This window comes from Haloarcula sp. CGMCC 1.6347 (assembly GCF_037078395.1).
Taxonomy (GTDB): domain Archaea; phylum Halobacteriota; class Halobacteria; order Halobacteriales; family Haloarculaceae; genus Haloarcula; species Haloarcula amylolytica.
Genome location: NZ_JAYMGX010000001.1, coordinates 1,195,737 through 1,217,105, shown reverse-complemented (window position 1 = coordinate 1,217,105; position 21,369 = coordinate 1,195,737). Strand labels below are relative to the sequence as shown.

The window sequence follows — 21,369 nt, the reverse complement described above, 5'->3', positions numbered from 1 at the left end:
GAAAATCGCCTGTAAGACGCAACAATCAGCGTCGGTGTGTCGACCGTCGCTATCGAGTGCCGACCGTCGCTACTGGAAGGTGCGGCTGGCCGTGCTCTCGTCGGTGACGCCGGGTTCGGCCCGGTCGAAGCGCTGTTCGATCTCGTCGTAGCGCTCGCGGGTCTCCTCGGTGACGCTGGGGCCGACTTCTTCGAGCGCGTGCTCGAAGTGGTCCATCGTCACGCGGACGTTGCTGACACTGTCGCCGATGTCCTCGGGGTCCACGCTGTTGATGAACTCCCGGGTCGCGGCCATCGACGCCTCGCGAGCGACCGCTTCGATATCCGCGCCGACGTAGCCGTCCGTGCGGCTGGCCAGGTCGTCGAGGTCGACGCCGTCGGCCAGCGGCTTGTCGCGGGTGTGGACCTGGAAGATGGCGCGGCGCGCTTCCTCGTCCGGGACGGGCACATGGACGTGCCTGTCGAGTCGGCCGGGGCGCAGGAGCGCGTCGTCGATGAGGTCCGGCCGGTTCGTGGTCGCGACGACCACGACGTTCTCCATGTCCTCGATGCCGTCCAGTTCCGTCAGGAGCTGGGAGACGACGCGTTCGCCGACGCCGGAGTCGGTCGTGCCGCCGCCACGTTCGCCGGCGATGGAGTCGATCTCGTCGAAGAACACCACGGTCGGGGCGTTCTCGCGGGCCTTGCTGAACACTTCGCGGACGCCCTTCTCGGACTCACCCACAAACTTGTTCAGGAGTTCCGGCCCCTTCACGGAGATGAAGTTGGACTGGGCCTCGTTGGCGACGGCCTTCGCCAGCAGCGTCTTCCCGGTGCCGGGCGGGCCGTACATCAGCACACCCTTGGCTGCCTCGAGGTCCATCGACTCGAAGACGTCCTCGTACTCCAGTGGCCACTGGATGGTCTCCCGGAGCCGTTCCTTGGTGTCTTCGAGTCCGCCGACGGAGTCCCAGGTGACGTCCGGGACTTCGACGAAGACCTCCCGGAGCGCGGAGGGCTCGATGCCCTTCATCGCCTCGCGGAAGTCCTTGTCGCTGATCTCCAAGCGTTCAAGCACCTCGGCGTCGATCTCGTCGGATTCGAGGTCGAGTTCGGGGCGGATGCGCCGGAGGGCGTTCATCGCGCTCTCTTTCGTGAGAGTCGCGAGGTCAGCGCCGACGAAGCCGTGGGTGTTCTCGGCGTAGTTTTCGATGTTGATCTCCTCGGAGAGGGGCATCCCGCGGGTGTGGACCTGGAGGATCTCCTTGCGGCCCTTCTTGTCCGGGACGCCGATCTCGATTTCGCGGTCGAAGCGGCCGCCACGGCGCAGAGCGGGGTCGATGTCATCGACGCGGTTCGTCGCGCCGATGACGATGACCTGCCCACGCTCTTCGAGGCCGTCCATCAGGCTGAGCAACTGGGCGACGACGCGGCGTTCCACGTCGCCCTGAGTCTCGCCGCGTTTCGGGGCGATGGAGTCGAGTTCGTCGATGAAGACGATTGCGGGAGCGTTCTCCTCGGCCTCTTCGAAGACCTCGCGGAGCTGCTCCTCACTCTCGCCATAGTACTTCGACATGATCTCCGGGCCGGAGATGGTGCTGAACGACGCGTCGATCTCGTTGGCAACGGCCTTGGCCATCAGCGTCTTGCCGGTGCCGGGCGGGCCGTGTAGGAGGACGCCTTTGGGCGGTTCGATGCCGAGCTGCTGGAACAGTTCGGGGTGGCGCATCGGCAGCTCGATCATCTCGCGGACCTGTTCGAGTTCGCGGTCGAGGCCGCCGATGTCCTCGTATGTCACGTCGGGCGTGTCGCTCGCTTCGGGCGCGCCCTCGCCGCTGTGGACCTGCTCGGCAGGCATCTCGCTGACCTGTATTTCCGTGGAATCAGTCACGACGACCGTGCCGGAGGGCTCGGTTTCGGCGATCTTCAGCGGGATCTTCTGGCCGGACATCGAGGAGAGCGGTCCGAGGCCGAAGCTCACTGGGACAGTCTGGCCCTGCGTGACGGCCTGACCGCTGAGGTTGTTGCGAATCATCGGACCGACGTTGCCCCGAACCCGGAGGTTCTGGGGCAGCGCGACGGTGACCGAGGTCGCGGGGTTGACGTCGGCCTTCTCGATATTGACGGGGTCGTCGATACCGACGTTCGCCTCCTGGCGGAGCTGCCCGTCAATGCGGACGATGCCGTTCCCCTCGTCCTCGGGGTAGCCGGGCCAGACCCGGGCGACAGCGCGGCTGTCCTGTTTCCCCTCAAGAACGATGTAGTCGCCGTTCTCGAGTTCGAGTTCGTCCATCGCGGCGCGGTCGATCGCCGCGAGGCCACGGCCAGCATCTTTCTGTTTGAGTGGTTTAACAGTAAGTCTCATCAGTTATCTCCCTCGCCGTCTGACAGTTCGATAATGAGAACCCCGTGGTTGATAAACGCTCGTGCGTCGCCAGCGGGGATCTCCTGTTCGTACTGGTGGCCGTCTGCGACGACGATGACGGTCCCGTCGACCACATCGACACTCGCATCGGCGGCAGGTCCCACGTCCGCCGCGAACACGACGCTGTCGTCGTACTCGAATCGGCGGAGGGGCGTCTCGTCGAACAACTGCTGTTCTGAAGTCATGCTAACTCAAAGTAAGCGAGATAAGTATATAAATCTATCGCTGAAATACGCTGTACGGCGGAAAAATGAGTGTAGTTGCTTGAATGCGGTTCACACCTCATCTGAGCGCGCCAACCTTTTATCCACACCGCTTCCGAACGGTGTCGCATGGAACGGGTCAGTCACGACGGGCGAGTCACGGCGTACAGACAGACACAGCCTGCGGCATCGGGGCCGACGGCGCTGTATGTCCACGGCAGCGGGGCGACACACCGCGTGTGGGGTCGTCAGTACGCGCCATCCGGACCGACCCATCCCGCCATCGCGCTGGACCTGTCAGGGCACGGAGAGTCGGACGACATCGACACCGCAGCCGGGACCACGACACTCGACGCCTACGCGGACGACGTGGCCGCTGTGGGGCGGGAGACAGACGCGGAGGTGCTGATCGGGAACTCGCTTGGCGGGGCCGTTGCCCAGTGGGTCGCCCTGGAGCGGGACTGGACGCCCGAGGCGATAGTGTTGCTGGGGACCGGCCCCGAACTCCCGGTGTTCGAAGGATTACAGGAGTGGCTCGCGGACGACTGGGACCGCGCCGTCGAGTTCCTGCACGAACGGGACCGCCTGTTCCACGACACCGACCACGAGGCCGTGTCGCGCTCCCACGAGCAGATGGCGGCGGTCGGGCAGGCGGTGACCCGCCGCGACTTCATGACGTGTCACGGTTTCGACGTGCGCGAGCGACTGGGCGAGATTGACGTGCCCGTGCTGGCCGTCTGTGGCGAACACGACAAACTGACCCCGCGTGCGTATCACGAGACACTGGCCCGCGAGGTCCAAGACGGAGCGGTGTCGTTTATTCCCGACGCTGCACACCTCGCGATGGTCGAACAGGCCGAGACGTTCAACGACGTCCTAGAGGAGTTCATCGATGACACGGTCTGAGCGGGCCTGAGCGGCTGGAGAGGGGTTACTCTCCGGAGTAGACCCACGGCCCGAGCGCGAAAAACAGCAGCGCGATGGCGAGCATCGCCCGCGGCCCAGCCCTGAAGAGCGCCGTTGGCGCGACGACGGCGACGGCCTGCACGACACCCATCGGGATGGCGTGTTTCGGCCCTGGCTTGGGGTAGTCGAAAGGCGCGATCATCGCAAGCGAGAGGCCGAGCGCGCCGACGCTCAGCACGAGCGGGTTCGTGACGCCGCTCAGATACGCCGTCGCGATGATGATACTCCCGAGGGTGTTCGGCATACCCGGCCGCTCGTCGGGTGAATCGAAGTACGTCGAGTAGAACGCGGTCCGGACGATAGAGCACACGACGTACGCGGAGGCGAGCAGGGCGAGGCCGATGAACACGGCCGGGTGGGCGGACTCGATGCCGCCGTAGGCGTCTGTCAACAGCACGTACAGAAAGAGGCTCGGTGTCGCGCCGAAGGAGACCACGTCAGTCACAGAGTCGAGCAGCGGGCCGACCGCCGAACTGTCGCCGTTCCGGGCGACGATCCCGTCGATAGCGTCGGCGATAACAGCCAGCAGAATGAGCCGAGCGGCCAGATGCGGGTCGGTGAAGGCGATGGCTCCGGCGACGAACCCGACGACGGCGTTGAACAACGTCACCGTGTCGGCGACACTGAGTCGTCGGCGTACCTCGAAGCCCATGGTTTCCCGGTTGGCCACGGCGTATATGAAGGACTCGAAAGCGAACGCCCCGCAGTGCCGACCGGCCGGCGATTACTCTTCCGGGAGGTCGTGGCCGATGACGAGGCGAGCGGTGGTGGCGAGCGTCCCAACGACGAGGACGACCAGTTCCCAGCCGCTCCGGGCGATGGGGAACACGCGGTCGACGTTTTCTGGTTCCGGTTGTCCCGGATTCGGGTCGATGCCGGTACTCATCTGTACCTCGGTGGAGTTGCCCATCGACTGCGTGGTCGACCCGCCGCTCCCGCCCGTGCCGGTGCCACCGGAAGCCTGAGAGGACGGCTCGGGCAGTTCGACGAACGTCTGGACGATGCCGCGCTGGCTCGACAGCTCCAGATGACCGCTGAGCTGATAGAACTGGTCGTACAGCGGCCAGAAGAGGTTCGCACCGCCCGTAATCAAGTCCAGCAGTACGTGACCCACCGCGTACACCACGACACAGAACCAACTGACTCGAACACCGTAGGCCCCCCAGCGGCCCTCGATATACGATTCGTCGCGCACGTACAGGTCCATCGCGATAAGGAGCGCCAGTACCGCCGGAATGACGAGGTTCGTCGTCGCGGCCCGGTGGCCGGCTTGCCAGTAGAGCCCGAGGAACGCGTCTATGTCGGGAAACGTGACGACGAGTATCGACAGGAGGAGCGACCGCTTGTCGAATGCAGCACCCAGCAGCGTTGCGGCGAGTAACCCAACGAAGGCGTAGTGAACCACCAGCGAAGGCATATAGATATCAATACTACCACAGAAATGAGCGTTGTGGTGGGCTCTATCAGAATTAGAAACTACCCCACTTGATTAATATAGCCATAGTAAATACGTTGTTAGTGGGGAATCGGTGGGGTGGAACGGCACCCATTATCACTTCTGTCGACGTGAGCGATATGCCGAGTCAAACAGCGAAAACGGGAACTGCTCAGTCCGCCGTGATTTCCTGCTGTGCCGTGGCCGTCTCATTCTTCATTGGGGCGACGAGCCTGTAGAGCCCGTACAGAGCCAGGACCAGGAGGCCGGCCAGGACCAGTCCGGTCCGGAGCGTCGGATCGATCATCGGAGTCGCGATGATCTCGCCCGCGTCGTTCGTCAGCGGTGCCGCGCTGTAGGGCTTACCCGCCAGTATCTCCACGATGCCGAGGACGACGACGCCCAGCAGCATCAGTCCGCCGCTGAGTGCCATCGCCGCTTTGTCGATGACGGTGGTGTGTTGTTGCATTGGTGGTCACCTCCTTAGCCGAGCAGGTACCTCAGTTTCGGGTGTCGTTTGACCAGTTTGGTCTTCTCGATGATCGCGTCGAGGCCGTAGTAGCGACCGGTAGCCAGCACGATCATCGTCATGAACAGCAGCATGCCCATGAAGTCGCTGTTGACCAGCCCGTGGCCGAACTCCGCGTTGCCGATCCAGAACAGGGCCATGAAGAAGACCCCGAAGACGGAGGCGAGCCTGACTAGCGCGCCGACCATCAGTCCGAGCCCGATGAGCGTCTCGCCCAGCGGGACCATTGCCTGAATGAGCCAGCCAAGGTATTCGCCCATCAGCACGGGGAGCGGGCCGAGTGCCGTGCCAGTCATCTGCTTGAGGTACGTTGGCCCGTAGGTGTAGGCCAGCCCGTTCTCGATGAGCTTCGTTACGCCTGCGTGGAAGAACCACCAGCCGGTTACGACACGCAGGAACGCCAGCCAGTACGCGGTCCAGGCCCCGCCGAGCTCGAGCTCGAAGTCGTCTGCCAGGGGGTTCGCCGCTTGATAGGACATCTGTGTCACCTCACATATAGAGTTCCGCGCCGCTATGATATATAAGGGAACGAGCGTTCCCACCGAGTGAAAACACATCTCAGCCCCTGAGAAGGGATGTATCAGCCGTTTAGCGTTTCGACACCTGTTCGGTTGCGGGTTTTTATTTCCTCCGACGGGGAGACACCCACTCACGGGCCACCGTGAGGTTCAAACCATCCATGCAACTACGGTAGGACACCAATGGTACTCGAACTGACGGGCGAACACACCACAGCGCAGGTGATGGTCGACGACGAATCGCTCGTCGAGGCTGGGTGTCGGGAGCAAATCGAGACGCTCATCGACCATCCCGCGTTCACCGAACCGGTGCGGATCATGCCGGACACGCACTGGGGGGCGGGCGCACCCATCGGCTTCACGATGCCGCTTGGCGAACGCGTCGTCCCGAACATCGTCGGCGTCGACGTGGGCTGTGGGATGGCTGCGACGAACCTCGGGCCGGACCTCCCGCTGGAAAACGAAGAGCGCGAGCGCCGCGTCCGCGAGGCGGTCCCGATGGGACGGTCGGTTCACGACTACGACGACGCGGTCCACTTCGTCGAGGAGTTCCCGTTCGAGCGGGCCAACCGCGTCTTCGAGCAGTTCGACGCGGCCTACGCCGAGCGGTTCGGCGAGCACATCGACCCAGTCGAGTTCGACTTCGACGGCTACGACGAGGAGTACTTCGAGTCGCTCTGTGACCGCGTGCTGGCAGACCAGCGTCAGGGAATGGGGTACATAATCAAGAGTGCGGGGACGCTGGGCGGCGGGAACCACTTCGTCGAGTTCGGCAAGGCACGCGAATCGGGCGACTACTGGCTGGTCATCCACAGCGGGTCCCGGTATCTGGGTAAGTCTGTCGCCGAGTACTGGCAATCGACGGCGACGGACCGCCGGACAATCGGCGAGATCCGCGAGCAGATTCCCGACGAGTACGTCGAGTACCTCAAGTTCGACCCCGATACAGTCGAATCGCGGGACCTCTACGCCTGGGTCACCGGCGGCATGGGCGAGTCCTACATCCGGAAGGACCGCCTCCGGCGCGAACTCGACGGCAAGGAAATCGAGGACGCCTTCGACGCGCTGGGACAGGTCCAGGACGCCATCCACAGCAGCGACGACGAGGACCGCAACACGGACTTAGACTGGCTCGAAGGCCGCGAGGCTCACGGCTACCTCGTCGACATGCTGTTCGCCCAGCAGTACGCCCGCTGGAACCGCGAACTGATGAGCGACGCCGTCTGCGACGCGCTGGGGATCGACCCCGTTGACCAGTTTCAATCGATTCACAATTATATAGATTTCAGGGACCTGACCATCCGAAAAGGTGCGACCCCAGCCCGCGAGGGCCAGCGGCTACTGATTCCGTTCAACATGGCTGAGGGGTCGATTATCGCCCGCGGGAAGGGCAACGACGAGTACCACCAGACAGCGCCACACGGCGCGGGCCGCGTGATGAGCCGCCGGCAGGCCCACAGCGAGATTGACATGGACGAGTTCACCGCAGCGATGGACGGCGTCTACTCGGAGTCCGTCATCAAAGGTGTCCGCGACGAAGCGCCGATGGCGTACAAGGACGCCGACGAAATTCTCTCCGCCATCCAGCCCACTGCCGAGGTCGTCGAGTACGTCGACGCGGTCCACAACCTGAAGGCGACTGAGTGAGCGGGTCTGTTAGCCTGGCAGAAAGTGATTAGGACGCGAAGGCCCTGTGTCCTGTATGACCATTCTGGTGGCTATCGCCAACGATTCGGTCTCTCCGGCGGTCATCGATACGGCAGTTCGACTCGCTGACGGGCTCGACGAGGAACTGTACGTCGTCCACCTCGTCGACGAGGACACCGCCGACGGCACGGCCATGCAACTCCGGGACGAGATGCGCGACCGGTTCCGCGACGCCACCGTCGTGGCGACGGTCGCTATCGAACACGTCGGCCGGTCAGCGATGCGTTCGGGCACGCGGATCGGCAACGAACTGCTCGAACTCGCGGCCGACGTGGACGTCCGGCACATCGTCATGGGCCACGAGCCGAAGGGGCTGGCCGGCAGAATCCGGGAGGGCGACGCGGCGGTCGCCGTCATCGACGCCGCCAACGTGCCGGTGACGATCGTCCCCGAAGGTCCCGCAGACCCCTGAGCGTCGCGCAGGTCGTCACAGGCCCAGTTCCCGGCCGAGTACCATCCGCTGTATCTCGCTCGTTCCCTCGCCGATCTCCATGAGCTTCGCGTCCCGGTAGAACCGCTGGGGCGCGAAGTCCGTCGTGTAGCCGTAGCCGCCCAGCACCTGGACGGCGTCCTCGGCGACCTCCCGGCAGATTTCGCTGGCGTCGAGCTTTGCCAGCGAGGAGAGCCGCGTCACGTCCTCGCCTTGATCGTACATCGTCGCCGCCTTGTGGGTCAACAGGCGGGCGCGCTCGATTTTGCGGTCCATCTCGACAATTTTGTCCCGGACAGCGTCGAACTTCGAGATGGGACGGTCGAACTGCTCGCGTTTGGTCGCGTAGGACTTTGCGGCCTCGAACGCCCCCTGTGCGAGCCCCGTCGAGAGCGCGGCAATGGAGATGCGTCCGCCGTTGAGCGTCTTCAGCGTCTGCTTCCAGCCGTCACCTTCCTCGCCGAGCAGGCGGTCCGCGGGAATCCGGCAGTCGTCGAACTGAAGTTCGCAGGTCGGGGAGGCGTTCAGCCCCATCTTGTCCCACTCGGTCGTCACCGCCCACCCGTCGTCCTCGGGAGCGACGATGAACGTCGAGATGCCGTCGTAGCCGGCCTCGGGGTCGGTGACAGCCTTGACCAGCACCGACCCGGCGACGGAGGCGTTCGTGATGAACTGTTTCGTCCCGTTGATGACGTACTCGTCACCGTCCCGCACCGCTGTCGTGTCCATGTCGCTGGCGTCGCTCCCGCTGCCCGGTTCAGTCAGCGCCCAGCCGCCGAGGTGCTCACCGGTAGCGAGCGGTGTGAGCCAGCGGTCCTTCTGTGCGTCCGTGCCGAACAGCTCTATCGGCTTGCTCCCGAGTGAGGTGTGGGCCACGTACGAGAGGCCGATGCTCCCGGAGACCCGCCCGAGTTCCTCGGCGACGAGCGCGTACATCAACGTGTCTCCGCCCAGCCCGCCCCAGTCCTCGCTGATCGGCACGCCCATCACGTCCAGGTCGCCGAGTTCCTCGAATATTTCCGCCGGAAACCGGTGCTCGTCCTCTATCTCCTGGGCTATCGGCTGAATCTCGTTCTCGCAGAACTCGCGGACCGAATCCCGTATCATCCGGTGTTCGCCGGGAACGTCGAACTCCATACCGCGTCTATGGCCTGTGTTATTAAATACCACATGGGGAAGACACAAGCCATTTGCCCGTCCACGGCGTTCCCTCGGGGGAATGGCGTTCCGGCGACTCCTCCGCGGGACGGTCCCCTGGGAGGAACTCGAAGGCGTGGTGCGGGCGGTAATGGAGCGATACGACGAGCCCGCGGCCCGCGTGGCGTTTCTGGAGGCGGACAACTGGCTCTCGACGCCGCTGGTCGTCAACGACCAGTGGTTCGTGAAAGTCATCACGGGGCAGAACTCGCTTGTTCACACGCTGCTGACTGCCGGCCGCAACATCGGCGCGTTCTCGTCGGGGACGGAGGGTTTTTTCGAGCATTTCGGGACGCCCTACGAGATGGCGGAACACGAACTGGCGGCGACCCGGCGGATGCGGGAGATCGGCGTCAACGCTCCCGAACCAATCGAGGCCTTCGAATACGACGGGATGGGGGTACTCGTGCTGGAATACATCCCCGACTTCGAGCCGCTGGACCACCTCTCGGCCGAAACCGTCGAGTGTCACAGCCCGACGGTGTTTGACTTCCTCCACCGGATGCACGAGGACGGCCTGGCACACGGCGATTTCCGGTGTGAGAACGTGCTCGTGGCCCGCGACGACCTGTACTTCATCGACGCCACGAGCGTGCGCGAGGAAGCGATCAGCGACGCTCGCGCCTACGACCTTGCCTGTGCGCTGGGCGCGTTGGAGCCGCTCATCGGCGCGCCGGCCGCCGTCTCGGCCGCGGCGATGCACTACGAGACGGCGGAGCTACTGGCCGCGGAGGAGTTCCTGGATTTCGTCAACATCCGTCCGGACCACGACTTCGCCGCCGCCGAAATCCGCGGGGCCGTGGAAAAGCGCACATAGGCCGGCCCGGAACGGCCTCAGTCCGCCGGCGTCGCTCCGAGCGCTCGGCTTCTAGCAACAACGCCGATGCCGATGAGCACGACGGCCCCGCCGGCGACGGTCGACGGTCCGGGTATCTCCGCGAGCAACAGCAACGCAAGCAGCGCGCTCCCGACCGGTTCGCCGAGCAGCGAGACGCTAACCATACTGGATTCGACGTGTGCCAGTGCCCAGTTGAGGACGGTGTGGCCGAACACGCCGGGGCCGACGGCCATCGCGAAAAACAGCGCCCATTCCTGCGGCGGGTAGCCTGTCACGGGGTGGCCCGACGCGACGACGAAGCCGAGGAGGCATATCGCGGCGACGCCGTAGACCACGGTCACGTAGGGGATGAGGGGGAACCGCTGGCGGAGCGAACGCCCGGCGAGCACGTACCCGGCGGCCATGACACCGCCGACGAGGGCCAGCGCGTTGCCGTACAGCGGACGCGGGCCGATGGCTCCGCCGCCGAGCAGTTCGCCGACGGACATCACGACGATGCCACCGATAGCGACGAGGATGCCCGCCGTCGTGCCGCGCGTGACGCGCTCGTCCAGCAGCGCCCACGCCCCGACGGCGACGAACAGCGGCTGGCACTGGACCAGCGTGACTGACGCCGCGACGCTCGTCCACGCCAGGCTCTCGAACCACGCGGCGAAGTGAACCGCGAGCGCGACGCCAGTCGCCGCCGCCGCCAGTACGTCTCGCCGGGAGAGTCGCCCGAAGGCTGACCGATGCCGGCCCAACGCCAGCGGGGCCAGCAGTGCGGTCGTCAACAGGACGCGGTAAAAGGCCGCCACCGACGCCGCGGCCGCGCTCCAGCGGACGAGAATCGCGCTCGTACTGACTGCGAGCACGGCGACAGCCAGCGCGATTCGCGGGTCGACTCGCGGCTCCGTCACGCCCATGTCGCTCCGTTGTGGCGCGGAGACAGTACAGCCCAATCAGTTACCGCGACGACACGTCCGCTCATCCTGTGGCTGTATCCGACACGGGAATAAAGAAACACCGGTGACCATAGTCGGGGCCGTGCCGTCCGCGGGCGATGATACGCTACCCTTCGAGCAGTTCCTTCGTCTGCTGATGGCGATACCGAAACATCGGCTCCATGCCGAGACAGCCGAAGGGACCGAGCGCCTGGCCCAGCGGTCCGCCGGGCAGTTCGAACTCGACGTGGTCGTGGACGAGCGTCTCCCTGTCGCTCAGCGCCCGAAACGTGTGCGTGTGCTCCCAGTGGGGGAACGGCCCTTTCTCCATCACGTCGCGGAACATCGCTTCGTCCTCGCTCTCCTCTCGGGCAACGATGTTCGAGACCCAGCGCTGGCGCGGCGGCACGCCGAACGGCTTGATCGAGGATTCGACGACCGACCCGGCGGTCAGTTCCTCGGGGTTCGGCTCGCCGTCCGGTCCCCGCTCCGCCTCGATGCGGATGTTCATCCAGTCGGGAGTCAGCGCGACCAGCCCGTCGCCCGTCGCGTGGAACTTCCAGACTTCTGACAGCGGGGCTTCGACGCGAACCTGCCGCTCGTAAACGTTCATACACACAGTAGGGGGACCGGTGGCAAAACACCCGCGATAGCCGCGACCGATGCCGGGACGGAGTCAGGGCCAGATACCGCCTTCCTCTGCGGCAGCGACGACGCGCTGGATGGCGACGACGTACATCGCCGTCCGGAAGTTCGGCGCGCCGGTCTCCTCGTAGGTCTCGACGAGGTCGTCGAACGCGTTCGTGATGATGGTCTCCAGTTCCTCGTTCACGCGCTCTTCGGACCAGTAGAACCGTTGGCGGTTCTGCACCCACTCGAAGTACGACACTGTGACCCCGCCCGCGTTAGCAAGGATATCGGGGAACACGGCCACGTCGCGCTCCGTGAGCACGTCGTCCGCGTTCGGCGTCAGGGGGCCGTTTGCCGCCTCCACGACGATGTCGGCCTGTACGTCCGGCGCGAGGTCGCCGTCGATGGCGTTTTCGAGCGCCGCCGGGACGAGCAGGTCCACGTCCATCGTCAGCAGGTCCTCGTTGGTCAGCTCCTCGGTCGCGCCCTCGTAACCGGTCAGCGACCCGGTCTCGCTCTTGAACGCCTTCGCGTCGCGTGCGTCGATACCGTCGGGGTTGTAGATGGCTCCTGACGAGTCCGATGCTGCGACGATGTTCGCGCCCAGGTCCTCGATGAGCTTCGCCGCCACGGAGCCGGCGTTCCCGTAGCCCTGCACGGCCACCGTCGCGTTCTCCATGTCCTTGCCGAGATAGTCGAACGCCTCGCGGGCCGTGAGCATCACGGAGCGACCGGTCGCTTCGACGCGGCCCGCACTGCCGCCCGACTCCGGGGCCTTGCCGGTGATGACGCCGGGCTCGGTGGTGTTCTCCAGCGTCTCGTATGTGTCTTTGATCCAGTTCATCTCGCGCTGTCCGGTGTTGACGTCGGGCGCGGGGATGTCCCGGTCCTCGCCGATGATCGGACGGAGTTCCGTCGCGAACGACCGCGTTATCCGCTCTATCTCGTCGGCCGAGTACTGGCGCGGGTCGATCTCGATGCCGCCTTTCCCGCCGCCGTAGGGGATGTTAACGGCGGCGCACTTGTACACCATCCAGCCTGACAGCGCCTTGACCTCGTCGCGTGTGACCTGCGGGTGATAGCGGATTCCGCCCTTGTACGGCCCTCGGTCGCCGTTGAACTGTGAGCGATAGGCTCGAAACACCTCGACGGAGCCGTCGTCCATCTCCACGGAGAGGTTCGTCTCCAGCACTCGCTCGGGGTGTTTCAGCCGTTCGAGCACGTCGGTCGAATATTCGAGGTAGTCCGACGCGTCGTCGATCTGCTCCTGTAAACTCTCGAACGGGTTTACCTCAGACGACATACGAGAACTGACTCGGACTATGGGCAAAAGGGTACCGCCGTCCATGGGATTCGTCAGACGAGCGATACCTACAACGGCACTAGTCGGCCACATGGATTGTCGGCGATTGAGTACAGTCGTCCATGGCGATACGATCCGTGCGGAAACGGCGGTCCTGCCCAAGCGACTGGCCGGCGACGAGGTCATGGTATCGCTACGATGCAGGTCGACGCCTACAGCCAGGACGACACGCTCGTCTGTACGTTCGAGCGGACGGCCTTCGTCCAGCGAGCGGACGACTGAAATCGGAGGCGGAAACCCCGAGACGGCTACAGGCTACTCAAGAGGACCGCGTTTATCACGACGGCCGCCACCCAGGGGAGCGCTAGCCCGAGCGGCACGACGACGCCGCGCTGCTCGTCCAGCAGCTGGCGGGTCAGCCCCGCAAGCCCGAGAACGCCGACTTTCGTCGCTCCGAGAACGGCGATCCCGAACGTCTCTATCGCGGCCCGCATCACGGGGTTTCCCTCGTGGAGGCCGTGCTGGAGGCCGACGTGTGTCAGCCACACGTCGACGATGAGCGTCACGGCGACTACCAGCCATAGCTCTCGCTCGACGGCCGCAAGTTCGTCGAGCATGGCGCTACACCACCCGTCGATGGTCCCTATCGGGACCGTTCGGTCCGTTGTGAACACGTCACCCTCCGCAACCACGCCCCCACGTGGTCTGTTATCCTGTTTTCACCCAGTGTATTAAATACACAGTGTTTACTACTGAAACGGAAGGGGTAGGGGCTGTCTACTCCCGGGAAAAACGGGTGTATGGGCCGCCACGAATACAGTCAGAGAATCGTCCCGTGTTTCTTCTCGGGTCGGTCCTTTTCGACGTCCTCGTACAGGTCAAATCGGGCAACGGTTTCGTCTCGGAGGTCACCTGGCGGAACGATCTCGTCGATGACGACTTCGCTCGCCATCCGGTGGACGTCGATGTCTTCGCGGTACGCCTCGCGTAGCTCCTGCTCGCGCTCGGCCCGCTCTTCCGGGTCGTCGATTGCGTCCAGTTTGTTCGCGTACACCGCGTTTATCGCGGCTTCTGGCCCCATGATCGCGATTTCGCTACCCGGGAGCGCGAGGGTCGCTTCGGGGTCGTAGGCGGGGCCTGACATGGCGTAGATGCCCGCACCGTAGGCCTTCCGGACGACGACGCACTGCTTCGGAACGGTGGCCTGCGAGGTAGCGTAGATCATCCGCTTCCCGGCTTCCAGTATGCCCTCCTTTTCGACCGAGGAGCCAGCCATGAACCCCGGCGTGTCACAGAGGTACAGCAGTGGGATGTTGTAGGCGTCACAGGTCCAGACGAAGCCGGCCGCTTTGCGGGCCGAATCAGGGAATATCGCGCCGGCCCGCTGGCTCGGCTGGTTGGCGACGATACCGACGGAGCGGCCGTCGACTCTGGCGAATCCAGTCAGAATTTCGGCCCCGTACTGCGACTGCAGTTCGAAGAAGGAGTCGGCGTCGACGATGTGTTCGATAACTCGGTGCATATCGTAGCCTTTGTTCGGTTCAGCGGGGATGACCGAATCGAGGCCCGCAGGGTCGACTGCTGGCGCGGTCCCGTCGGTCCGTGGCGGTTTCTCGTCGGCGTTATCGGGCAGGTACGTGATGAGTTGGGCGACGAGCTCGCGGGCGTGGTCCTCGTCGTCGGCGACCAGATCCGCGCTGCCGGAGTGACGGGCGTGCAAGTCCGGCCCGCCGAGCGTTTCGAGGTCGATGTCCTCGCCAGTGACCATCTCGACCATTCGGGGGGATGCGATTGCCAGTGCGCTCATGCCACGGACCATGACGGTGAAGTCGGCGAACACCGGTGTGTAGGCCGCGCCGGCGATACACGGGCCGTATAGGACGCATATCTGTGGAACCGCGCCAGATAGCAGCGAGTGGTTGTAGTAGAACTTCCCGATCCCTTCGCGGTTGGCGAAGAAGCCCCGTTGCTGGTCGATACGGCCGCCCGAGGAATCGACCAGATACAGTAACGGCTGTCCGCTCTTCAGCCCGCGCTCTTGCAGTCGGAGGAACTTCTCGACCCCGTGGCGAGCGATTGATCCCGCCTTGACGGTGAAGTCGTTGGCGGCGACGTGTACCTGTCGGCCCTTGAAGGTCCCCGCGCCGGTGACGAGTCCGTCGGCCGGCAGCCGGTCGTCCTCGTCGTCCACGTCGGGACTGCTGGGATGCCACGAGTCGAAGTTCGCGAACCGGCCGTCCTCGAAGTCCAGGCCATCGTCGCCGAACCAGAGTTCGAGTCGGTCGCGGACGAACAGCTTCCCCTGCTCTGCGAGGCGGTCGCGGTACTTCTGCGGCCCGCCACGTTCGATGTCGGCGATCTCTTCGCGGAGGCGTTTCTCTCGTTCCGTCGGTGCAGCGTCCGCCGAATCGCCGTCCACGGCTGTATCTTCGGTCCCACCTTCATCGGTCACCTCGCGGACTAACGTCGGGGTTTCATCGTCGCCGACGTACACTTCCACAGTTCGGTCGGTGTGTTCGGCGACGGCGGCCGCGATGGCCGACGCCTCGTCGCGCGTGGCCTCGTCCGCGATATGCACTTTCATACCATATCCAACGGTCCCGGGGGTCACAGTAGTTACCCCGCGTGCGATTATCACCTCTCGTAATGGTGGCGCACCATTGATATCGGGTGCCAGACTACTCATGCACCATGAGTACCACCGGCCACCCCCGAGAGACGCCGCCGTCGCCCGGGCGTCGTCGTCGGTGGCTCCCGCTTCTCGCGGTACTCCTTTTGCTCCCGCTGCTCATTGCAGTCGCTTCTGGCACGGTCGCGGCCGAAGACACCGAGTCGCCGGAGTGGGGCAATGCGACGCGGGGCAACGCGACGACTATCGAGGTGTCCCTGTACGACGACGGTGGGTCGGTGGACACGAGTACGATTCAGGCAGCGGATTTCGACCTAACCGCGGGTCGAGTGGAGAACGTCTCGGTCGCATCGATCAACGCCTCCGGCGAAAACAGGACCGGGGTGCGCGTCTCCCTGCTGCTAGAGAGAAAAGTCGACACAGACAACGTCACTGTCAGCCTCCGTGACACCGCCAGTATCACCGACGAAGCGGGGAACGAACTTCCCCACGAGTCGGTCACCGTCACCGGGATGGACGCCGTCGTGCCGAAGTATCAGTCGTTCGAGGTACGCCGCGTCAATAGCTCCACCGCCCGCATCTCTGTTGGGATTCACGAACCGATACAGCAGCTTCGAATCTCCGTCGGCGGCCCGTCGATAGACACACTCAACATCTCGGGATTCACCGAACGCACCGGTAACACGATCACGTACACACGAAAGTACACGTTCCCGGAGGAGGGTGAGTACTCGCTGCTGCTGATGTCGGTGACCGACGAGAACGGCAACGAGAACTCCTTTGGCCGACAGCAGACGTTCCTCTATGACGATTCCGCACCGAACGTCACTGTCACCGGGCCGGAGAACGCGACGGTCGGCGAGTCGGTGACCTTCTCCGCGGCGGGGACGACAGACGATCAGGGCGTCGAGTCGGTCCGGTGGCAGGTGGGGAGCGAGACGATCCTGACCGGCGAGAACATCACCGTGGCCTTCGCCTCGCCCGGCAGTCACGAAGTCACAGTGACCGCCGCCGATCCGCTCGGGAACACGGAAACTGTGACCAGGGTCGTGTCTGTGACGGGCAATGGAACCGCCGGGAACGTGACTGTGCGGCAGCCGAACGCGACCGTGGCGAACGTCTCGGTGAACGGGTCCGGCCAGACACAGCAGATTCGGCCCCCGGAGGGGCCACTCGTCACCGGTCAGAACGGAACGCTGGAGCGGCTTGCCGCGTCGTTCCCGCGTAACGAATCCGCCACACTCACCGTCCGCTCCCGCCAGCCCACGCCAGCGTTCGCGACTGCCACCGGTCACACCGGCGTCAGCCGGTTCGATATCGACCACGGCTCCGTTCCGGCCGAGGACGCGACGTTCACGTTTACTGTTGACCGTGACGCGCTGGGGGCGGTCGGCGCGGAACCCGATGCTGTGACGCTGTTCCGGAAAGACGACGGGTGGACGCCGTTAGCGACCGACATCGCCGGCCGGAGCGAGTCACACATCGTCTACCGGGCTGACTCTCCGGGCCTCTCGACGTTCGTCGTCGGAGTCGAACAGACGGCAGCGACAGACCTGGATGCGGAGGCGGCGACAACCGACTCGGAAACGTCGACGGCCGAACCCGAGACGACCGAGACACAGACAGAAGAACCCGGACAGCCGGATATCGTGGTCACGAACGCCACGGCTGTTCCATCGGAACTCGGCCCCGGCGAGCGGACCGTCATCACCGTCGAGCTTGAAAACCGGGGGACTGCGAGCGGGGACCACAACGTCATCGTCGCGCTCAACACCTCGATACTGACGACACGGACGGTCACGGTCCCTGCCGGCGAGACACGAACGACGGAGTTTGCCCGCTCTGTACCCGAAAACAGGACCGGTGAGCTAACGGTCGACGGGCAGCGCGTCGGGAACGTGACAGGCGACAGCGGTGGCCTGCCGATTCCCGCGTTGCCGTCAATCGGGATTCCGAACCCGCTCTCGCTGTGGCCCGACGGCATCGTCGGAACCGTTCTCAGCGGGCTCCTGGGCGTCGCTGTCGGCCTGTATGGCGTTCTCAAAGCCCTGGCGATATATCTCGGCTACTGAACTGCAGAATCCGAGCCGTCAGTCGATAGTCGCTTCCAGCCGGTCGATCAGGTCGTCGTTCCCGAGATACAGCGGCGTCCGCTCGTGTAGCTCGTCGGGGTCGATTTCGAGCAGCGACTGGTCGCCGTCGGAGGACCGACCGCCGGCCGATTCGAGGATGTAGGCCATCGGCTGTCCCTCGAACTGGACCCGGAGCTTTCCTTCGGGGCGTGATTCCAGTGCGGGGTACGAGAAGATACCGCCGTAGGTGAGCACCTGATTGATGTCAGCGACCATCGCTCCGCCGTAGCGGAGTTTCAGTTCGTGGCGGACCTTCTCGGCGTAGGATTCGAACTCGTCGGTCCAGGAGTCGACGCCGCCGCCGAACCCGAACACTGTGGGGTCCTCCGGAACCGTCACGTCGTCGTCGACGACCCGCTTGTCGCCGTCTTCGAGGATGTACTCGCGGACGCTGCCGTCCCGGGCGACGATCATCGAGGTGATAGGGCCGTAGATGACGAACCCGGCGGCGAGCAGATTGGTGCCGACCGTCGGCGGCTGCTCGCTGTAGACGCCGAAAATCGTCCCCATCCCGCTGTTGGGTTCGAGGTTGCTCGACCCGTCGAGCGGGTCCATCGCGACGTGGAGGCGACCGTCCGTCGTTTTCACGTCCGCGCGTTCCTCGCTGGCGTAGGAGGCGACACCGTCGATGTCCAGCACCCGCTCCTCGAACAGTTCGTCGGCGCGCAGGTCAGCCGCGAGCTGGTCGTCGCCGGTTGGGTTGACGGAGTTGCTCTGGCCACGGTGGTCGGCGATGGCGCGGCGGACGTCCGGTGTCGTCGCGGCGATGGTCTCGATGACTGCCGTGACTGTCTGCTCGGCTTCGGTGGTCGAAATGTCGAGTGACTTACTCATTTGTCAGATTAGGGGCAGGGACTGGCCATACTGAAACCAGTCGAATGTTTCTCCGAGCCTGCTGCCCGCAGGGTCTCTCATCATCAGTTCGTTCTCCGGCACACCATAAGTATCTTTTTGCTGACATTTACTACATTTCGAGTGAATATTCAGCCGAGGCGCACCTTTTGCCGCTAAGCGTGTGGCTGGCTCACTCGGCGAGCTTCCGGCCGCCGTGACGAGTCGATACCGTCGGCAGACTTACACGACCGCCGGACGAAGGCGCGGGTATGCATCTCGAAACAGTCGACACCGTCGGCGTCGTCGGAGCTGGAACGATGGGTAACGGCATCGCCCAGGTCACAGCGACGGCCGGCTACGACGTCGTCATGCGCGATGTATCAGAAGAACTGGTTGCCGCCGGGTTCGAGGAGATCCAGTCGAGCTTCGAGACGCTCGTTGCGCGCGACACAGTGACAGAACAGGAAGCAGAAGCGGCAACAGCCCGCATCACCGGAACCACAGAGATGGAGGACCTCGCGGATGCCGACCTCGTCGTCGAGGCCGTAACAGAAAACATGGACATCAAGCAGTCAGTGTTCGAGGACCTCGACGCCGTCTGCGGGCCGGACACGGTGCTAGCCAGCAACACGAGCACGCTCTCGATTACGACCATCGCTAGTGTCACCGAACGGCCCGAACAGGTCCTCGGACTGCACTTCATGAACCCCGTGCCGGTGATGAAAGGCGTCGAACTCGTCGTCGGCGAGAAGACCAGCGACGAGACGGTGACGCTGGGCCGCGAGTTCGCCCACGATATCGGCAAGGAGACCTGGGAGGCCGACGACAAGCCCGGCTTCGTCGTGAACCGCGTGCTGATGCCCTGGATCAACGAGGGCATCCGGGCGTACGACGAAGGCGTCGCGGATAAGGCCGACATCGACCGCGGGCTAACTCTCGGAACGAACGTCCCCATGGGGCCGCTCGAACTGGCCGACCACATCGGCCTCGACGTGGTCCTCGACGCCTCCGAAACGCTGTATGAAGAACTGGGCGACCGCTACAAGCCCGCATACCTGCTCAAACGCAAAGTCGCGGCCGGCGACCTCGGCAAAAAGTCCGGGCGGGGCTTCTACGACTACGACTGACCGATCTGCGGTACCGAACACCGACAGTACCGGGCCGAGTACAATACCCAGCAACGGGCTGGGCGTTGGCCAACAGTAAAGACCCAACCCGCGTTAGAATCTGTCATGGACTTTAGCCCCACACAGGAACAACGCCAGATACAGGAAATGGTCTCGGAGTTCGTCGACGACGAGGTCAAGCCGCGGGCGGCGGAGATCGACGAAACCGACGAGTTCCCGTGGGACCTCGTCGACGAGATGGCCGACCTCGGTCTGATGGGCATGCCGATTCCGGAGCAGTACGGCGGGGCCGAACTGGACTATCACAGCTACGCGATGGCCCTCGAAGAGATTTCGCGGGGAAGCGGCGGGCTCGGCACCATCGTCGCCGCACACATCTCGCTGGCCTGCAACATGATCTACGAGTTCGGCGACGAAGCGCAGAAAGAGACCTACCTCACGCCGCTGGCCGAAGGCGAGGAGATCGGCGCGTTCGCCCTCTCCGAAGCGGGCGCGGGCAGTGACGTGCCCGCGATGGACACCACTGCCGAACCGGTCGACGGCGGCGACACCTATCTGGTCAACGGCGGCAAGCTCTGGATCTCCAACGGCTCCGTCGCCGACACTGTCGTCCTGTTCGCAAAGACTGACCCCGAAGCCGGCAACAAGGGCATCTCGTCGTTCGTCGTTCGCCCCGAGGAGGACGACGGCTTCATCGTCGAAGGGACCGAGCACAAACTCGGCGACAAGGGCTGTCCGACCGCCGAACTGCGGTTCGACGATATGCGCATCCCCGCGGACCGCCGTCTCGGTGAGGAAGGCCGTGGGTTCGTCCACGCGCTCAAGACGCTCAACGGCGGGCGCATCACTATCGCGGCCCGCGGCGTCGGCATCGCCCAGGCCGCACTGGACGAGGCGCTGCAGTACGCGCAGGACCGCGAGCAGTTCGACCAGCCCATTAGCGATTTTCAGGCCATCCAGCACAAACTCGCCGATATGGACACGAAAACGCAGGCCGCCCGCCTGCTGATGCACCAGGCGGCCGACAAGAAGATGGCCGGCGAGTCCTTCGTCAAGGAGGCTGCACAGGCCAAACTCTACGCCTCTGAAGTGTCCCGGGAAGTGGCGAACGAGGGCATTCAGGTCCACGGCGGCTACGGCTACACGAAGGACTTCCCGGCCGAACGGTTCTACCGCGACGCCAAACTCAACGAGATCTACGAAGGGACCAGCGAGGTGCTGCGCAATACGATTGCCAGTGAACTCCTCGACTAAGGAAACGAGAGGAGCCCTTCGACGACCACCGCACGCGTGAAGTAGAACGGTTTTCCGTCCGCACGGTAGCGGTTCGCGCTGATGGTTCCAAGCGCGAGGAGTACCGCCACGCCGACGGTCCCGGCGAGCATTCCGACAATTTCCGACGGGTGGATGGCTGTGCGTGCGAACACGTACGTTGCGACGCTGGCGAGCGCCGCGAACGGGAGGGCGTCCAAGCCTGCCAGGAGGAGCGAGCGGGACAGGGACATACCTGTGTTCTGTGGGAGCGCTCACAAAAAGGATATCCCATCAGTAGCGGTGCAACGATT

The 21,369-nt window shown here is 64.3% G+C and carries 21 protein-coding genes; 7 read left to right on the top strand and 14 right to left on the bottom strand.

Annotated elements, in window-relative coordinates; genetic code table 11:
* Window positions 1-69: 69 nt before the first annotated feature.
* Both VI340_RS06425 and VI340_RS06420 read right to left on the bottom strand, forming a co-directional pair.
* Entirely contained in the window at window positions 70-2,343 is a 2,274-nt protein-coding gene (locus tag VI340_RS06425) for a CDC48 family AAA ATPase (RefSeq protein ID WP_336358034.1), read from the bottom strand.
* Window positions 2,343-2,588 (bottom strand): DUF7127 family protein, encoded by a 246-nt coding sequence (locus tag VI340_RS06420; protein WP_336358033.1) that lies wholly within the window; start codon window positions 2,586-2,588, stop codon window positions 2,343-2,345. The genes VI340_RS06425 and VI340_RS06420 overlap by 1 nt, the downstream gene beginning before the upstream one ends.
* Before the next feature lie 147 nt (window positions 2,589-2,735).
* On the opposite strand from VI340_RS06420, the gene VI340_RS06415 reads away from it, so the two are divergent.
* Window positions 2,736-3,512 (top strand): alpha/beta fold hydrolase, encoded by a 777-nt coding sequence (locus tag VI340_RS06415; RefSeq protein WP_336358032.1) that lies wholly within the window; start codon window positions 2,736-2,738, stop codon window positions 3,510-3,512.
* Between the two features lie 25 nt (window positions 3,513-3,537).
* Here the strand turns inward: VI340_RS06415 and VI340_RS06410 are convergent, their stop codons facing one another.
* The 4 genes from VI340_RS06410 to VI340_RS06395 all read right to left on the bottom strand — a co-directional run bounded on the left by VI340_RS06410 (window position 3,538) and on the right by VI340_RS06395 (window position 6,015).
* Window positions 3,538-4,224 carry a protein sorting system archaetidylserine synthase gene (locus VI340_RS06410; protein WP_008309305.1) on the bottom strand — a complete coding sequence of 229 codons (687 nt, stop codon included), beginning with the start codon at window positions 4,222-4,224 and terminating at the stop codon, window positions 3,538-3,540.
* A gap of 72 nt (window positions 4,225-4,296) precedes the next feature.
* Window positions 4,297-4,989 carry a metal-dependent hydrolase gene (locus VI340_RS06405; protein ID WP_008309306.1) on the bottom strand — a complete coding sequence of 231 codons (693 nt, stop codon included), beginning with the start codon at window positions 4,987-4,989 and terminating at the stop codon, window positions 4,297-4,299.
* A 190-nt stretch (window positions 4,990-5,179) separates the two neighbouring features.
* Complete coding sequence (locus VI340_RS06400; RefSeq protein ID WP_008309307.1) at window positions 5,180-5,476, bottom strand: hypothetical protein; 297 nt, start codon at window positions 5,474-5,476, stop codon at window positions 5,180-5,182.
* Window positions 5,477-5,490: 14 nt separating this feature from the next.
* Window positions 5,491-6,015, bottom strand: coding sequence for a DoxX family protein (locus VI340_RS06395; RefSeq protein ID WP_336330484.1), 525 nt, complete (start codon window positions 6,013-6,015; stop codon window positions 5,491-5,493).
* 222 nt (window positions 6,016-6,237) lie between these two features.
* On the opposite strand from VI340_RS06395, the gene VI340_RS06390 reads away from it, so the two are divergent.
* On the top strand, window positions 6,238-7,701 hold the full coding sequence (locus VI340_RS06390) for an RtcB family protein (protein WP_336358031.1): 1,464 nt from the start codon (window positions 6,238-6,240) through the stop codon (window positions 7,699-7,701).
* Window positions 7,702-7,756: 55 nt separating this feature from the next.
* A complete protein-coding gene (locus VI340_RS06385) occupies window positions 7,757-8,173 on the top strand; it encodes a universal stress protein (protein ID WP_008309310.1) in 417 nt (138 codons plus the stop codon).
* Window positions 8,174-8,188: 15 nt separating this feature from the next.
* Here the strand turns inward: VI340_RS06385 and VI340_RS06380 are convergent, their stop codons facing one another.
* On the bottom strand, window positions 8,189-9,328 hold the full coding sequence (locus tag VI340_RS06380; RefSeq protein WP_336358030.1) for an acyl-CoA dehydrogenase family protein: 1,140 nt from the start codon (window positions 9,326-9,328) through the stop codon (window positions 8,189-8,191).
* 82 nt (window positions 9,329-9,410) lie between these two features.
* Between VI340_RS06380 and VI340_RS06375 the strand changes: the two genes are divergently transcribed.
* Window positions 9,411-10,205 (top strand): RIO1 family regulatory kinase/ATPase domain-containing protein, encoded by a 795-nt coding sequence (locus VI340_RS06375; RefSeq protein WP_008309313.1) that lies wholly within the window; start codon window positions 9,411-9,413, stop codon window positions 10,203-10,205.
* 17 nt (window positions 10,206-10,222) lie between these two features.
* Here the strand turns inward: VI340_RS06375 and VI340_RS06370 are convergent, their stop codons facing one another.
* The 5 genes from VI340_RS06370 to VI340_RS06350 all read right to left on the bottom strand — a co-directional run bounded on the left by VI340_RS06370 (window position 10,223) and on the right by VI340_RS06350 (window position 15,666).
* Window positions 10,223-11,131, bottom strand: a complete 909-nt coding sequence (locus VI340_RS06370; RefSeq protein WP_336330489.1) for a DMT family transporter — start codon at window positions 11,129-11,131, stop codon at window positions 10,223-10,225.
* 145 nt (window positions 11,132-11,276) lie between these two features.
* Complete coding sequence (locus tag VI340_RS06365; protein ID WP_008309317.1) at window positions 11,277-11,762, bottom strand: SRPBCC family protein; 486 nt, start codon at window positions 11,760-11,762, stop codon at window positions 11,277-11,279.
* A 63-nt stretch (window positions 11,763-11,825) separates the two neighbouring features.
* Window positions 11,826-13,082: a Glu/Leu/Phe/Val family dehydrogenase gene (locus tag VI340_RS06360; RefSeq protein WP_336330490.1), complete on the bottom strand. Its 1,257-nt coding sequence runs from the start codon at window positions 13,080-13,082 to the stop codon at window positions 11,826-11,828.
* Window positions 13,083-13,390: 308 nt separating this feature from the next.
* Window positions 13,391-13,774 carry a DUF5658 family protein gene (locus tag VI340_RS06355; RefSeq protein ID WP_008309322.1) on the bottom strand — a complete coding sequence of 128 codons (384 nt, stop codon included), beginning with the start codon at window positions 13,772-13,774 and terminating at the stop codon, window positions 13,391-13,393.
* A 128-nt stretch (window positions 13,775-13,902) separates the two neighbouring features.
* Window positions 13,903-15,666, bottom strand: a complete 1,764-nt coding sequence (locus VI340_RS06350; protein WP_336358029.1) for an acyl-CoA carboxylase subunit beta — start codon at window positions 15,664-15,666, stop codon at window positions 13,903-13,905.
* A 107-nt stretch (window positions 15,667-15,773) separates the two neighbouring features.
* Between VI340_RS06350 and VI340_RS06345 the strand changes: the two genes are divergently transcribed.
* Entirely contained in the window at window positions 15,774-17,783 is a 2,010-nt protein-coding gene (locus VI340_RS06345; RefSeq protein ID WP_336358028.1) for a PKD domain-containing protein, read from the top strand.
* A gap of 18 nt (window positions 17,784-17,801) precedes the next feature.
* Here the strand turns inward: VI340_RS06345 and VI340_RS06340 are convergent, their stop codons facing one another.
* Window positions 17,802-18,677: a class 1 fructose-bisphosphatase gene (locus VI340_RS06340; protein ID WP_336330493.1), complete on the bottom strand. Its 876-nt coding sequence runs from the start codon at window positions 18,675-18,677 to the stop codon at window positions 17,802-17,804.
* Between the two features lie 269 nt (window positions 18,678-18,946).
* Here VI340_RS06340 and VI340_RS06335 point away from each other — a divergent pair, with 269 nt between their 5' ends.
* Both VI340_RS06335 and VI340_RS06330 read left to right on the top strand, forming a co-directional pair.
* Complete coding sequence (locus VI340_RS06335) at window positions 18,947-19,804, top strand: 3-hydroxyacyl-CoA dehydrogenase family protein (RefSeq protein WP_008309329.1); 858 nt, start codon at window positions 18,947-18,949, stop codon at window positions 19,802-19,804.
* A gap of 105 nt (window positions 19,805-19,909) precedes the next feature.
* Window positions 19,910-21,058 (top strand): acyl-CoA dehydrogenase, encoded by a 1,149-nt coding sequence (locus VI340_RS06330; RefSeq protein ID WP_008309330.1) that lies wholly within the window; start codon window positions 19,910-19,912, stop codon window positions 21,056-21,058.
* On the opposite strand, the gene VI340_RS06325 is transcribed toward VI340_RS06330, so the two are convergent.
* Entirely contained in the window at window positions 21,055-21,309 is a 255-nt protein-coding gene (locus VI340_RS06325) for a hypothetical protein (RefSeq protein WP_336330495.1), read from the bottom strand. The two genes, VI340_RS06330 and VI340_RS06325, sit on opposite strands and share 4 nt — an antisense overlap.
* Between the last annotated feature and the right edge of the window lie 60 nt (window positions 21,310-21,369).

What these genes read in the sequence shown, in the direction of transcription:
- VI340_RS06380 (WP_336358030.1), bottom strand. Translation starts at nt 9,328, where the DNA reads ATGGAGTTCGACGTTCCCGGCGAACACCGGATGATACGGGATTCGGTC.
- VI340_RS06410 (WP_008309305.1), bottom strand. Translation starts at nt 4,224, where the DNA reads ATGGGCTTCGAGGTACGCCGACGACTCAGTGTCGCCGACACGGTGACG.
- VI340_RS06385 (WP_008309310.1), top strand. Translation starts at nt 7,757, where the DNA reads ATGACCATTCTGGTGGCTATCGCCAACGATTCGGTCTCTCCGGCGGTC.
- VI340_RS06370 (WP_336330489.1), bottom strand. Translation starts at nt 11,131, where the DNA reads ATGGGCGTGACGGAGCCGCGAGTCGACCCGCGAATCGCGCTGGCTGTC.
- VI340_RS06420 (WP_336358033.1), bottom strand. Translation starts at nt 2,588, where the DNA reads ATGACTTCAGAACAGCAGTTGTTCGACGAGACGCCCCTCCGCCGATTC.
- VI340_RS06375 (WP_008309313.1), top strand. Translation starts at nt 9,411, where the DNA reads ATGGCGTTCCGGCGACTCCTCCGCGGGACGGTCCCCTGGGAGGAACTC.
- VI340_RS06390 (WP_336358031.1), top strand. Translation starts at nt 6,238, where the DNA reads ATGGTACTCGAACTGACGGGCGAACACACCACAGCGCAGGTGATGGTC.
- VI340_RS06400 (WP_008309307.1), bottom strand. Translation starts at nt 5,476, where the DNA reads ATGCAACAACACACCACCGTCATCGACAAAGCGGCGATGGCACTCAGC.
- VI340_RS06345 (WP_336358028.1), top strand. Translation starts at nt 15,774, where the DNA reads ATGAGTACCACCGGCCACCCCCGAGAGACGCCGCCGTCGCCCGGGCGT.
- VI340_RS06340 (WP_336330493.1), bottom strand. Translation starts at nt 18,677, where the DNA reads ATGAGTAAGTCACTCGACATTTCGACCACCGAAGCCGAGCAGACAGTC.
- VI340_RS06425 (WP_336358034.1), bottom strand. Translation starts at nt 2,343, where the DNA reads ATGAGACTTACTGTTAAACCACTCAAACAGAAAGATGCTGGCCGTGGC.
- VI340_RS06415 (WP_336358032.1), top strand. Translation starts at nt 2,736, where the DNA reads ATGGAACGGGTCAGTCACGACGGGCGAGTCACGGCGTACAGACAGACA.
- VI340_RS06350 (WP_336358029.1), bottom strand. Translation starts at nt 15,666, where the DNA reads ATGAAAGTGCATATCGCGGACGAGGCCACGCGCGACGAGGCGTCGGCC.
- VI340_RS06335 (WP_008309329.1), top strand. Translation starts at nt 18,947, where the DNA reads ATGCATCTCGAAACAGTCGACACCGTCGGCGTCGTCGGAGCTGGAACG.
- VI340_RS06405 (WP_008309306.1), bottom strand. Translation starts at nt 4,989, where the DNA reads ATGCCTTCGCTGGTGGTTCACTACGCCTTCGTTGGGTTACTCGCCGCA.
- VI340_RS06325 (WP_336330495.1), bottom strand. Translation starts at nt 21,309, where the DNA reads ATGTCCCTGTCCCGCTCGCTCCTCCTGGCAGGCTTGGACGCCCTCCCG.
- VI340_RS06360 (WP_336330490.1), bottom strand. Translation starts at nt 13,082, where the DNA reads ATGTCGTCTGAGGTAAACCCGTTCGAGAGTTTACAGGAGCAGATCGAC.
- VI340_RS06365 (WP_008309317.1), bottom strand. Translation starts at nt 11,762, where the DNA reads ATGAACGTTTACGAGCGGCAGGTTCGCGTCGAAGCCCCGCTGTCAGAA.
- VI340_RS06395 (WP_336330484.1), bottom strand. Translation starts at nt 6,015, where the DNA reads ATGTCCTATCAAGCGGCGAACCCCCTGGCAGACGACTTCGAGCTCGAG.
- VI340_RS06330 (WP_008309330.1), top strand. Translation starts at nt 19,910, where the DNA reads ATGGACTTTAGCCCCACACAGGAACAACGCCAGATACAGGAAATGGTC.